This window comes from Microbacterium sp., from assembly GCF_048259935.1.
GTDB lineage: Bacteria > Actinomycetota > Actinomycetes > Actinomycetales > Microbacteriaceae > Microbacterium.
This window is the reverse complement of record NZ_JBLXHF010000003.1, coordinates 170,585-183,103: the sequence shown is the minus strand read 5'-3', so window position 1 is coordinate 183,103 and position 12,519 is coordinate 170,585. Positions and strand designations below refer to the sequence as shown.

The 12,519-nt window shown below is 66.6% G+C and carries 11 protein-coding genes and 1 pseudogene; 2 read left to right on the top strand and 10 right to left on the bottom strand.

Translation table 11 applies throughout. From position 1 onward, the window contains the following. Positions 1-93 precede the first annotated feature (93 nt). Positions 94-1,200 (top strand): DUF4192 family protein, encoded by a 1,107-nt coding sequence (locus ACN0RC_RS06500; protein ID WP_417509982.1) that lies wholly within the window; start codon positions 94-96, stop codon positions 1,198-1,200. A 3-nt stretch (positions 1,201-1,203) separates the two neighbouring features. On the opposite strand, the gene lysS is transcribed toward ACN0RC_RS06500, so the two are convergent. Further along, the gene (lysS, locus tag ACN0RC_RS06495) at positions 1,204-2,736 is read right to left on the bottom strand and encodes a lysine--tRNA ligase (protein WP_417509980.1); all 1,533 of its coding nucleotides are present in this window, start codon (positions 2,734-2,736) and stop codon (positions 1,204-1,206) included. A 60-nt stretch (positions 2,737-2,796) separates the two neighbouring features. Between lysS and ACN0RC_RS06490 the strand changes: the two genes are divergently transcribed. Continuing rightward, on the top strand, positions 2,797-4,599 hold the full coding sequence (locus ACN0RC_RS06490) for a DUF2207 domain-containing protein (RefSeq protein ID WP_417509978.1): 1,803 nt from the start codon (positions 2,797-2,799) through the stop codon (positions 4,597-4,599). A 26-nt stretch (positions 4,600-4,625) separates the two neighbouring features. Here ACN0RC_RS06490 and ACN0RC_RS06485 read toward each other — a convergent pair whose 3' ends face one another. From ACN0RC_RS06485 to ftsH, 9 genes and pseudogenes are all read right to left on the bottom strand, one after another. Further along, a complete protein-coding gene (locus ACN0RC_RS06485; RefSeq protein ID WP_417509976.1) occupies positions 4,626-5,303 on the bottom strand; it encodes a DUF2520 domain-containing protein in 678 nt (225 codons plus the stop codon). Next, positions 5,293-7,002: a PH domain-containing protein gene (locus ACN0RC_RS06480; RefSeq protein ID WP_417509974.1), complete on the bottom strand. Its 1,710-nt coding sequence runs from the start codon at positions 7,000-7,002 to the stop codon at positions 5,293-5,295. Before ACN0RC_RS06480 ends, ACN0RC_RS06485 begins: the two co-directional genes overlap by 11 nt. Then, positions 6,999-7,589 (bottom strand): PH domain-containing protein, encoded by a 591-nt coding sequence (locus ACN0RC_RS06475; RefSeq protein ID WP_417509972.1) that lies wholly within the window; start codon positions 7,587-7,589, stop codon positions 6,999-7,001. Before ACN0RC_RS06475 ends, ACN0RC_RS06480 begins: the two co-directional genes overlap by 4 nt. Beyond that, on the bottom strand, positions 7,546-8,022 hold the full coding sequence (locus tag ACN0RC_RS06470; RefSeq protein ID WP_417509970.1) for a DUF3180 family protein: 477 nt from the start codon (positions 8,020-8,022) through the stop codon (positions 7,546-7,548). The genes ACN0RC_RS06475 and ACN0RC_RS06470 overlap by 44 nt, the downstream gene beginning before the upstream one ends. After that, complete coding sequence (gene folK, locus ACN0RC_RS06465; protein ID WP_417509968.1) at positions 8,019-8,531, bottom strand: 2-amino-4-hydroxy-6-hydroxymethyldihydropteridine diphosphokinase; 513 nt, start codon at positions 8,529-8,531, stop codon at positions 8,019-8,021. Before folK ends, ACN0RC_RS06470 begins: the two co-directional genes overlap by 4 nt. A gap of 8 nt (positions 8,532-8,539) precedes the next feature. Then, the gene (gene folB, locus ACN0RC_RS06460; RefSeq protein ID WP_417510450.1) at positions 8,540-8,917 is read right to left on the bottom strand and encodes a dihydroneopterin aldolase; all 378 of its coding nucleotides are present in this window, start codon (positions 8,915-8,917) and stop codon (positions 8,540-8,542) included. 2 nt (positions 8,918-8,919) lie between these two features. Next, a complete protein-coding gene (gene folP / locus ACN0RC_RS06455) occupies positions 8,920-9,729 on the bottom strand; it encodes a dihydropteroate synthase (protein WP_417509966.1) in 810 nt (269 codons plus the stop codon). A gap of 134 nt (positions 9,730-9,863) precedes the next feature. Continuing rightward, positions 9,864-10,442, bottom strand: a pseudogene (folE, locus tag ACN0RC_RS06450) (GTP cyclohydrolase I); the annotation flags it as partial. Positions 10,443-10,444: 2 nt separating this feature from the next. Then, positions 10,445-12,460 carry an ATP-dependent zinc metalloprotease FtsH gene (gene ftsH / locus ACN0RC_RS06445; protein WP_417509964.1) on the bottom strand — a complete coding sequence of 672 codons (2,016 nt, stop codon included), beginning with the start codon at positions 12,458-12,460 and terminating at the stop codon, positions 10,445-10,447. Positions 12,461-12,519 lie beyond the last annotated feature (59 nt).

Sequence of the window (12,519 nt, the reverse complement as noted above, 5' to 3'; positions counted from 1 at the left end):
TGAGCGAAGCTCACTCGTTCTGCACAATCACGAAGTACCGATCGCGGCTGTGGATCGCCGTTCTGCGGGCGCCCGTTCGAGCACACTCTCTGCATGACCACAGTCCTGAAAGCAGCAGATTCTGCCGAGTTCCTCGGCCTCGTCCCGGCTCTTGCCGGCTTCACCCCGCGGCAGAGCATCATGCTCGTGCCGTTCGCGAGCTCCCGCGCACACGGAGCCATGCGGATCGACCTCCCGCGAGACACCGTCGAAGTCGAGGAGTTCGTCGACGCCGCCGTCGGGCTGGTCTCGCGAGTGAGCAAGACGGATGCCGTCGCCCTCGTGGTCTACACCGACGAGCCGCCGCAGTGCACGAGAGACGGAATGGTGCTTCCTCACACCGTCGTCGTCGAGGATCTGCTCTCTGTCGCGATGGACTCGGGGCTGCGCATCGTCGATGCGCTCTGCGTCATGGCATCCGGATGGTCGAGCTACCTGGATGATGAGCCGACCTTGGGCTCCCTCGACGACATCCCCGGCCCGCCGCCCGTGCCCGGCATCGCCGACGTCTCCGGCGACCAGGCCGACGGCGCGGAGCTGCCCCAGGTCGACCTCGCTGAGAAAGAACGGGTGGGGCGGGCTCTGCACGACCTCACAGAGGTTCTCGACCACGAACGCGCCCCGCGAAGCGCACGTGCGAATCCGCAGGCGATCAATGCGTCGCTCCTGCTCGATGATCTGCCGCTGTTCTTCGAGACGGCGCTCGAGCGACCCGAGAACCTGCCGCCGTTCGCTTCGGCAGCGCTGCTGTGGTGCCTGAACCGGCCGACCTTCCGTGACGCCGCGCTGGTGCAGTGGGCAACGGACCTGCCCACCGGCATCGAGATCCTCGGCGCGCAGCTCGCCTTCACGCACCACGGCACGGCGGTGCCCCCCGAGCTGGGCGAGATCTTCATCGGGCAGGGCGATGCACCCGATGCCGACCGTCTCCGGCTGGCTCTGACCCTCGCGCGCAACGTGGCCGCACGCGCACCGCGCCCCTACCGGGCCGCTCCGTTGACGGTGGCAGCGTGGCTGTCGTGGGCGCTCGGACGCTCGACGCACGCTGCGCACTACCTCGAGGCCGCGACAGAGATAGACCCGGAGTACTCCTTGGCGCAGCTGCTCAGCACGCTCATCAGCGCGGCGGTCCTCCCCGAGTGGACGTTCCGCCGCGGCTGAGTGCTACTTGACGAGCGGGAAGAGAATCGTCTCGCGAATGCCGAGACCCGTGATCGCCATGATCAGACGGTCGATGCCCATGCCCATACCGCCCGTCGGCGGCATGCCGTGCTCAAGCGCACGCAGGAACTCTTCATCGACACGCATCGCCTCGACATCACCGCGGGCTGCGAGCTTCGCCTGCTCGACGAAGCGCTCGCGCTGGATGACGGGGTCGACGAGCTCGGAATATCCTGTCGCCAGCTCAAACCCGCGAATGTACAAGTCCCACTTCTCGACGACGCCAGCGCGGGAGCGGTGCTCGCGCACCAGCGGCGAGGTGTCGACGGGGAAGTCCATGACGAACGTGGGGCGGGTCAGATCGACCTTGACGAAGTGCTCCCAGAGCTCTTCGATCAGCTTTCCGTGGGTTGCATGCGGGGGGAGGTCCACGCCGTGCTTCTCGGCGAACGCGGTGAGCTCTGCCACCGAGTCATCGACCGTGAACTCGCGCCCGGCCGCCGCAGAGAGCGAGTCGTACATCGAGACGCGATCCCACTCGCCGCCCAGCTCGTACTCGGTGCCATCGGCCCAGGTGACCGTCGTCGAGCCGCTGACGGCGATCGCCGCCTGCTGCACGAGCTCCTGAGTGAGTTCTGCCATCTGGTTGTAGTCGCCGTAAGCCTGGTAAGCCTCGAGCATCGCGAACTCCGGGCTGTGCGTGGAATCGGCGCCCTCGTTGCGGAAGTTGCGGTTGATCTCGAACACACGCTCGATGCCGCCGACGACCGCGCGCTTCAGATACAGCTCAGGTGCGATGCGCAGGTAGAGCTCGGTGTCGAAGGCGTTCGAGTGGGTGATGAACGGACGAGCGGATGCTCCGCCGTGCTGCACCTGCAGCATCGGCGTCTCGACCTCGAGGTACTCGTGCGACGCGAAGGTCGCACGAAGGCTGGCATTGACGGCTGCACGTGCGCGCACCGTCGTGCGAGCCTGCTCACGGACGATCAGGTCGAGGTAACGGCTGCGGACCCGGCTCTCCTCGCTCAGCTCGCCATAGGCGTTCGGCAGAGGCAGGATCGCCTTGGATGCGATCGTCCAGTCATCTGCCATGATCGACAGCTCGCCGCGGCGGCTGGAGATCACCTGCCCGTGCACGAAGACGTGATCACCCAGATCGACGTACTCCTTCCACCGGGCGAGCGACTCCTCGCCCACTTCGGCGAGAGAGATCATCGCCTGGATGCGCGAGCCATCGCCGGCCTGCAGCGAGGCGAAACACAGCTTGCCGGTGTTGCGGCTGAAGACGACGCGGCCGGCGATGCCGACGGTGACGCCGGTCTCTTCACCTGCTTCGAGCTCGGCATACTCCGCACGCAGCGCGGGGATCGAGTGCGTGACGGGGACTCCGACCGGAAAGGCTCCGCCGGCGGCATCCGATCGCTGCGCGATCAGGCGCTCGCGCTTGGCAAGACGAACAGCCTTCTGCTCATGAACGTCATCGCCTTCGGCGTTGTCCGGGGTGTTGTCAGCGGGCGCGGTGGACGCGTCAGTCATCGGGGCTCCTTGCAAGTCAGCTTCGAGTTTACCGGGCCCGCTTGCGGCTAACCTCGTAGCATGCGCCTCCGGTCACTCGCACTCGCGCTCATCGCTGCAGGAGTCCTGCTCGCAGGGCCCATCGCCGCGGCATCCGCAGCCTCGCAGCCCACCGATGTCGACGATTTCGACTTCTCCTCGTGGGACGCGACCTTCGAGGTCGGAATCGACGACGACGGACGGGCAACCCTGCACGTCCAGGAGACTCGTGTTGCCGAGTTCCCCGAGTTCGATCAGAACCGCGGGATCGTCGCGGGCTATCCGCTCTCCTATCGAGGCGCCAGCACCGAGCCGTCGATCCTCTCCGTTCGCGATGAGAGCGGCAACGACGTCGAGTACGAGACCGAAGAGGACGACGGCATCCTGTACGTCCTCACCGGAGGCGATGAGTTCGTGCACGGCGCGACCACCTACGTGATCGAGTACGAGATGCGTGACATCATCCTCGCCGCGACAGAGACGAAGGTCGACGAGTTCTACTGGGACCTGCTGCCCCTCGACAGCACGCAGGACATCGCTGTCTTCCGAGCCGAGATCATCTTCGATGATTCACTCACGTCCCATCTCACCGGCGACACGGCCTGTTATGAGGGCGGCTTCGGCTCCGCGACGCAGTGCGAACTGCAGGGCGACGGCAATGGCGTGTTCACCATCGAGCAGAACGACCTTGCGGCGGGTTCGGGCATCACTGTGGCGATCGCCCTGGAAGCCGGCACCATCACACAGCCGCCCGCACGCCTTCCCAACGCCGCAACCGATATCGCGCCGTACCCCTTGGGCGGCGGAGTCCTCCTGCTCTCCCTCGGCGGATGGCTCGCGACGAAGAGCATGATCCGTCGACGCCGTCGCGGCACCGGCATCGTGATCGCGCAGTACGACGTCCCCGATGACATGCCGCCGCTGCTCGCAGGCGCAATCCATCCCGATGCGAAGAACCCTATCGCTGCCGAGATCATCCACCTCGCGGTGCGCGGGTCGCTGCAGATCGAAGAGCTCCCAGACGGGAGCACCGACAAACAGCCGCGGCTGCGTCGGCGTGACGCCCCGCCCCGCGATCCCCTTGACGCGAACGCACTGCAGCTGCTGTTCGGCTCAGTGTCGAGCGGCACCGTATTCGAGCTGCCCAAGAATGATGAGTCCTTCGCCGCGCGGATGCAGAGCATGATCGCGAGTGGTCCGGCCGCGGCCGCCGAGCGCGGGCTCACGACGAAGGCATCGAGCACGGTGGCACGCGTCATCCAGGTCATCGCGATCGCGGTGTTCGCAGCCCTTGCCGTGCTGCTGCTGTGGAGCATGTTCACCGGTCGAGAGTCCGCGGGTCCGGTGTTCTTCATCACGCTCGCCAGCGGAATACTCCTCGTGATCACGACCGTTTCAGCGTTCCGCACGCACACCGTGCTGACGAAAGAGGGGGCGCTGCAGCTGGAGTATCTCGACGGAGTGCGCGAGTTCATCCGCGTCGCCGAAGAAGATCGTCTGCGGATGCTGCAGTCCTACAGCGGCGCCGATCGCCGCAGCGACGGCAGCGTCGATGTCATCCACGTCTACGAGAAACTGCTCCCCTATGCGATCGTGTTCGGGCAGGAGCGCGAGTGGGGCGAGGTGCTCGAGCACAGCTACCGCCAGGCGAATCAGCAGGCCGCCTGGATGGGCAGTTCCAACGTGGGCTTCCAGTGGTACGCACTGGGCGCGTTCTCGTCGTCGGTGCACTCCGCGTCGACGTACTCGGCCCCTTCGACCTCGAGCTCGTCCGGCTTCGGCGGCTCCTCCGGCGGAGGATTCTCCGGCGGAGGAGGAGGCGGCGGCTTCTCCGGCGGGCGCTGACCCCGTTCTTTTCGTCGAGAACCTGCTCAGTCGGATGCTTCGCGCAGCGCCGTCTCGACCGTCGACTGCACGAGCGCCGACAGGTATCCACCCGGGTTGTCGATGCCGATGCCGCGCAGCAGCGAGGTCGACTGACCGATGATCGCGCGTGAGAATTCGGATGCCGTGGCGATCGCCTCTGCGTAGGCTGCGCGGTCCTCTTCGCTGATCACGACCGGTTCGCAGCCGAGCTCGACAGCGAGGGCTTGAGCGATCGGCAGCACCGGGGCGGGAGCGGTGACCGCGGCAAAGCTCGCCTGCAGCTGGCGCAGGTCGATCGAGGTGCCGGTGAACGAGATCGCCGGATGCACAGCCAGCGGAATGACGCCCGCTCGCTGCGCGGGCTCGAGCACGCCGATGCCATAGGCAGGATCGGTGTGCAGCACGAGCTGTCCTGGCTGCCAGGCGCCGACTTCGGCGAGGCCCCGCACCAGGCCGGGCAGCTCGTCGTGCGGAACCGCCAGAATCACCAGCTCGCTGCGCCGGAGCACTTCTTCGGCATCGAGCACGGGCACATCGGGGAGAACACCGGCGACTCGATCGTCATCGGAGCCGCTCGTGATTCCGACCACCGCGTGACCTGCGCCGCCGAGAGCCGCACCGATCACGGGGCCGACTCGGCCTGCGCCGATGATGCCGACTCCGAGCCGACCATCACGATTCATGCGGCTCCTCTGGAGTTGCCTCTTCTGCCCAACGGTGACCGTGATCGCGCTGCACGGCAGACGCGGCGCGATGCGCGATGTCATCGAGCGATTCGTTCACGTGCGCGCTCTCGATACCGACGACGTCGCCGAGCACGGGACCGGTGACGCTGTGCGCCTTGAGGGCTCCGACGCGCTGCGCTCGATCGATCGGTCCCTGCTCCGCAGAGATGCCCTGCAGCCGCACGAGCGGGAAGATCGCCAGCTTCCGCCAGAACACCCCGCGGCGCAGCAGCAGTGCGAAGTCGGTGACGGCGAACCCGTGCCGCTTCCACGAGAAGGGACGTCGCCACCATGCGCGACGGGCCATCACCCGGTACGGGTCTGTGTCCGGCTGCGGCCCCCGGATGCCGTGCTCCCACACCAGCGGCAGGTCGTCTGCCGGCAGATCGGGCACGATGAGCTCGAGCACCCGCTGCACGTCGGCTGCGATGCCGACCGGCAGCACGATGTTGAACTGCTGCGCGGTGCTGGACTGCTGCTGCGAGAGGCTCTTGCCGCTCATCCGGTTGATCTTGATCGTCCACCATCCGAACGGACGCCACAGCAGCGACTGCGTGACCTCGGCCGCGAAGATCCGCCCCGGGGGGATCGTCTCGGTGATCGTCGTGAACAGTCCGTAAGTGATGCGGATGCCGTCGGCGGTCGGCGCGATCGAGTAGCGCAGCGACTTCGAGATCTGCGCCCAGGTGATCGCAACAGTGGCGATCACCAGCGGAATTCCGACGCCGAGCGTGACTCCGAGAATCGCGAAGGTGGCCTCCGGTCCCGATGTATCAGAGAGGATCGCGGGAACGGTGAAGGCCAGCATGATGGCGAAGAGGATCATGAAGAACCCGAACCACAGCACACCGGAGAGCAATTGAGATCCGACGAGCCTGCCGGTCGGGATCTTCACGACGCTCTCAGGCGCGACGTCATCGAGGTCCACCCCGCCGATGATGCCGCTGACGCCGTCGTTCACCGACCCGACCAGTTGCGAGCGCATAGTCTGCGCCACGCCGCTCTCAGGGTGGCCGCTCTGGTCCACGCGACCGCTCTGGCGCACCGCACGCGCGGCTCGCGCGCCCGATGCCAGTCGGAGGATGTCCGTGCGCACCGTCTCGGCCTTCGGAGTCGAGAGGTATTCCAGCGGCACGTTCGCATCGGTTCCGGCACCGACGACCTCGAGCTTGGCCATCCCGATCAGACGGGCGGGGAAGGGCCTGGTCAGGTTGACGCCCTGCACGCGGTCGAGCGGCGCGCGGCGCTGAGAGCGGAAGATGATGCCCTTGCGCACTTCGACGTACTCGTCAGAGATGCGGAACTGCTGGAACCGCCACACCAGCCAGAACCCCACGAGGAGGATCACCAGCACCCCGAGCACGATGAGCATCGCGACCAGGATGAGGTTGTTCTCCAGCACCCAATCGACGGGGTCGCCGCCGCCGAAGTCTTCGACGTGCGCTTCTTTCGGCGCGAAGAGACTGACGAGCCAGAAGATGATCCGCTCGCGGAAGTTGTTCAGAACGATGCCCGCGACGATGATGAGCACCAGGCCGCCCTTGAACAGCGGCGTCAGCGGGTGCAGTCGGTGCCATTCGCCGTCGGCGAGGTCACTGGTCTCGGCGACCGAAGCCGCCGGCTGCAGGTTCGGGTCGTGCTGTTCCGGCGTGCTCACAGGCCGGTCCGGCGGGTCTCGGCGACGTCGATGAGCGTGTCGCGGAGCGATTCGGCCGCGGCCTGCGTGAGACCGGGGATCTGCACGCCCGTGGCAGCGGCCGCCGTGACCATCTTCAGCTGAGAGACGCCGAACGCGCGATCGAGCGGCCCGTGGGTGATGTCGACGAGCTGCATGCGTCCGTAGGGGACGGCGATGATGCGCTGCCACAGAATGCCCCGGCGGAAGACGATGTCGTCATCGCGCAGCATGTAGCCGATGGCCTTCGCCTGACGCGGCAGGATCACGAGCGTCCCCACGATCAGCACAGCGACGATACCGCCGGGAATCCACACCCACTGCTGGTGCAGCACGAATGCGACCACCAGCACCACGGCGATCAGGAGAACGAGAAGGATGCCGTTCTGCACGAACTGCGACGCGACATAGCGCGGAGAGATCTGATGCCACCGGCCATCGAGTTCGAGACGGCCCGCTCCACGGGGCTGGCGCAGCTGGTCGTAGGAGCCGTGATCCAGCACCGGGTCGGCGGAATGTGGAAGCTCAGTCCCCTGCGGCTCCGGCGGGGTCATCTGGCTGTCGGTCATCAGGATCCTTTGGAAGAGTGCAGAACTGTTCGGCGACGAGAGCCGCGACCACGAGAACAAGCGAACTCGCGACCAGCACCGTCATGGCCACAATCGACCCTACCTGGGGACCCACGGGGCGCGACAGGAGGAACGCTGACAGCCCTGCTCCGAAACCGGTGACGATCGCACCGAGCAGGCTGGATGCGCGCGCCAGTGTCGCTGCTCGCATCGCGCGGAAGGGATCGATGCGTGCATGCCCGCGCACGCTCCGCCGCACCGGCCAGGCCAGCGCGAGCACTGCCGCGGCGAGCAGCAGAAGCAGAACGGGCAGAAGGGTCGATGGCGAGAAGGTCGCGCGGCCGCCGATCGTGAGCAGATGATCGACGAGATAGCCGATGCCTCCGCCCGCAATGGCGAGCAGAATCAGGACGAGCGGAGAGGTGCGCTTCATCTTCGCAGCGCCTCGACGAGGTCGGCGACCCGGCCAGCGCCCGCAATCTCCGCATCCGGATCGAGGCTCAGCCACGGTTCGAGAACGAACAGCCGCTCGGCTGCCCGGGGATGCGGCAGCAGCACGTGAGGATCATCGGAGACCACATCGCCGTAGACGATGAGATCCAGATCGAGGGTGCGGTCGCCCCAGCGTTCCGCGCGCACTCTGCCGTGCTCGTCTTCGATCGCATGCAGGAGCCCGAGCAGCACCTGCGGCGCAAGCCGCGTCGTCAGCACCGCCACGGCGTTCACATACGCCGGGGCATCGGGGTCCGGCCCGTCGAGGCGGACGGCAACGCTCTCATGCAGCTCGGACAGCCGCAGATCTTCAACAAGCGGAAGCCGTGCGATGCGTTCGGCCGCCTGACGGATCGTCGCGGCACGATCTCCGAGATTGGCGCCGAAGGCGACGACCGCGCGAACAGCATCCCGGCCAGGGCGAGGATCGGGCGTCGGAATCGGAGGCATCCGGACCATCAGCGGGCCGCCGTCCTGGCGCGGCGGATGGTGACCGACACATCGGCGAAGGTCAGCGGGATCGGTGCATGGGGCTTGTGTACTGTGACTTCGACCTCGTGCACGCGCTCGTCGCCCAGGGCGGCGTCCGCAATGCGCTGCGCGAGCTTCTCGATGAGGTTCACCGGGTCGCCGGCGACGACCGCGGCCACCTTCTCGGCCAGCTCCCCGTAATGCACGGTGTCGGTCACGTCATCGGATGCCGCGGCAGCCGACAGATCGACCAGAAGACGCAGGTCGATCGTGAAGTCCTGTCCGTCTTCGCGTTCGTGGTCGAAGACGCCGTGCCGCCCGAACACGGTCAGGCCAGTGAGGCGGATCTCATCCGTGGTCGACATGCTCATCCTTCCCATGCCCGCGCGATCGCGATCGCGTCGCGCGTCGCGCCGACGTCGTGCACACGGACTGCCCAGACGTCGTGGCGAACAGCGAGAGCGCTGGTGACCGCGGTTGCGAGGTCGAGACGATCCTGAGATGCGTCTGTCCCTGATCCCTGAGCCTGTCGAAGGGCCGCGCTCAGGAACCGCTTGCGCGAAGTGCCGATAAGCACGCGGTAGCCCAGGGCCGTGACATCAGCGAGTCCGCGCAGCACATCCCAGTTCTGGTCACCTGTCTTGGCGAAGCCGATTCCTGGATCGACGATGATGCGCGCCGGTGCGATGCCGGCCTGGGCTGCTTCGCCAATGCGTTCGCGCAGCTCTGCCGCCACCTCACGCGAGGCGCGTCGGTACTCGGCGCGGGCGTACATGTCCAAGGACGGGCCGCGCCAGTGCCCGATTGCGAAGTCGGCGCCGGACTCGGCGACCGCCGCGCGCATGTCAGGGTCGGCGAGTCCGCCGGACACGTCATTGACGATGCGCGCGCCCGCACGCACCGCAGCGGCCGCGGTCGATGCGTTGAGCGTGTCGACGCTCACCGCGACCCCGCGCTCCGCGAGCGCCTCGATCACCGGGACGACGCGCTGCTGCTCGATGGCAGGGTCCACACGCTCAGAGCCTGGGCGGGTGGACTCACCGCCGATGTCGAGCACAGTTGCCCCGGCAGCGTGCAGCATCAGGCCGTGCGCGATCGCATGATCGCGGTCGATGTAGCGTCCGCCATCGCTGAACGAGTCAGTGGTGACGTTGACGATCCCCCAGATCCCGGTCATTGATCCGGTCCCTGAACATGCAACTCCGGTCCCTGAGCCTGCAACTCCGGTCCCTGAACATGCAACTCCGGTCCCTGAACATGCAACTCCGGTCCCTGAACATGCAACTCCGGTCCCTGAGCCTGTCGAAGGGTCCCGCCGATCAACGCGATGAGCTCCGCACGCGACGCCGGTTCGCGGTACTCACCACGTGCCGCGATCGTGAGCGTCGAGGCATCCGTCTGACGTCCTCCGCGCATAGTCACGCAGCCGTGCACAGCATCCAGAACGACGAGGACACCACGGGTGTCGAGGTGCTCGTCGATCGTGTCGGCGATCTGCTCGCCGAGCCGCTCCTGCACCTGCGGACGAGCGGAGAGGATCTCGACGACCTTCACGAGCGCGCCGAGACCGACCACCTGCTCACCGGGCAGGTACGCGATATGCGCGTGACCGGCGAACGGCAGCAGATGATGCTCGCAGACAGAGCGGAAGCGGATGTCACGCAGCAGCACAGCGCCCGACGCCAGCGTCTCGGGTGCGGGGCCGCGCGAGACGCTGATCGTGCGAGAGAGGGGGGCGGCAGCGTCTTCGCCCACTCCAGCGAAGAGCTCGGCGTATAGATCTGCCATTCGGCTCGGGGTCTGCTTGAGTCCCGGTCGATCGGGATCCTCACCGATGGCCTCGAGCAGCTCGCGGGTCAGCCGTTCGACCCTTTCCCGGTCGATGGCCATGGTCAGGCCGTCGCCGGGCGCGCCTGCCCCGATGCCGGGGCGCCGCCGGTTGCGCCAAGGGATGCCGCAGCATCCGCTGAGCCTTCGACAGAGGCCGCGGCATCGGCAGGGATGACGCGCTTCGGCATCTCGATCGGAGGGCGATCCGACACCGGGCGCTCGCTGCTCGAGAGCCACAGCGGACGCTCGGGAAGCTTGCGCACGTCGGAGAAGATCTCAGCGATCTCGTTGTGGTCGAGGGTCTCCTCCTCGAGCAGCGCGAGCGCAAGACGGTCGAGGATGTCGCGGTTGTCGCTGATCACCTGGTACGCCTCGTCGTGCGCCTGCTCGATGAGCGCCCGCACCTCGACGTCGACGCGTGCGGCGACCGTCTCGGAGTACTCGCGCCCGCGGCCCATGTCGCGGCCGGCGAAGGGCTCTCCGCCCTCAGAGCCGAGCTTGACCGGGCCGAGCTCGGTCGTCATACCGTATTCGATGACCATCTTGCGGGCGATGCTCGTCGCCTTCTCGATGTCGTTGGATGCGCCCGTGGTCGGGTCGTGGAAGATGAGCTCTTCGGCGACGCGTCCGCCCATCGCGTAGGTGAGCTGATCCTGCAGCTCGTTGCGGGTGACCGAGTACTTGTCATCCAGCGGCATCACCATCGTGTAACCGAGGGCCTTGCCTCGAGGCAGGATCGTGATCTTGGTCACCGGGTCGGTGTAGTTCATCGCTGCCGCGGCGAGCGCGTGACCACCCTCGTGGTACGCGGTGATGAGCTTCTCGCGGTCCTTCATGACGCGCGTACGTCGCTGGGGGCCTGCGATCACACGGTCGATGGCCTCATCGAGCGCGCGGTTGTCGACGAGCTGCGCGTTGGAGCGCGCAGTGAGGAGTGCTGCCTCATTGAGGACGTTCGCCAGGTCTGCACCGGTGAAACCGGGAGTCTTGCGGGCGACGACCTCGAGGTCGACGCTCTTCGCGAGCGGCTTGCCCTTGGCGTGCACCTGCAGGATGTGCAGGCGGCCCTTCAGTCCCGGAGCATCCACACCGATCTGACGATCGAAGCGGCCGGGGCGAAGCAACGCGGGGTCGAGGATGTCGGGACGGTTGGTCGCCGCGATCACGATGACGTTCGCGTTCGGGTCGAAGCCGTCCATCTCGACGAGCATCTGGTTCAGCGTCTGCTCGCGCTCGTCGTTTCCGCCGCCCATGCCGGCACCGCGGTGGCGGCCGACGGCGTCGATCTCGTCGATGAAGATGATCGCTGGCGCGTTCTCCTTGGCCTGGCTGAACAGGTCGCGAACGCGGGATGCTCCGACACCGACGAACATCTCGACGAAGTCTGACCCCGAGATCGAGTAGAACGGAGCGCCGGCCTCGCCGGCGACAGCGCGGGCGAGGAGGGTCTTTCCGGTTCCGGGAGGGCCGTACAGCAGCACGCCTTTCGGGATGCGGGCGCCGATGGCCTGGAACTTCGCAGGATCCTGGAGGAACTCCTTGATCTCTTCGAGCTCTTCGATAGCCTCATCGGCACCGGCGACGTCGGCGAAGGTGACCGTCGGGGTCTCCTTGCTGACGAGCTTCGCCTTGGACTTGCCGAACTGCATGACCTTGCCGCCGCCACCCTGCATAGACGAGAGCAGCCACCAGAACAGCAGACCCAGCAGCACGAGCGGAAGAAGGAGCGAGAGGATGCCGTCGAACCAGGTGGCCCGCGGCACGACGTCGTTGAAGCCATCCTTCGGGTCAGCGGAGCTGATCGCCGTGACGACCTCGTCGGCGCGCGCCTCCAGGTAGTAGAACTGGACTTCCTTCGAGTCTTCGAAGGCCTTCGACAGCGTCATGTCGACACGCTGATCGCCGTCGGTGGTCGTCACCTCGGTGACTGTTTCGCCCGCGAGCAGGTCGAGTCCCTGCTGCGTGGTGATCTGCTTCGGGGCGCCGAGGTTCGAGATCAGCAAGAATCCGCCGAACAGCAGGACACCGATCAGCACTACATACAGCAGCGGGTTTCGGGTGATCTTCTTCACGTCCATGGTCCGTTCAGCGTATCGCGCGCGTCCTTGGGCCTCGCTGTGATTCGCCCCTGGCGTAC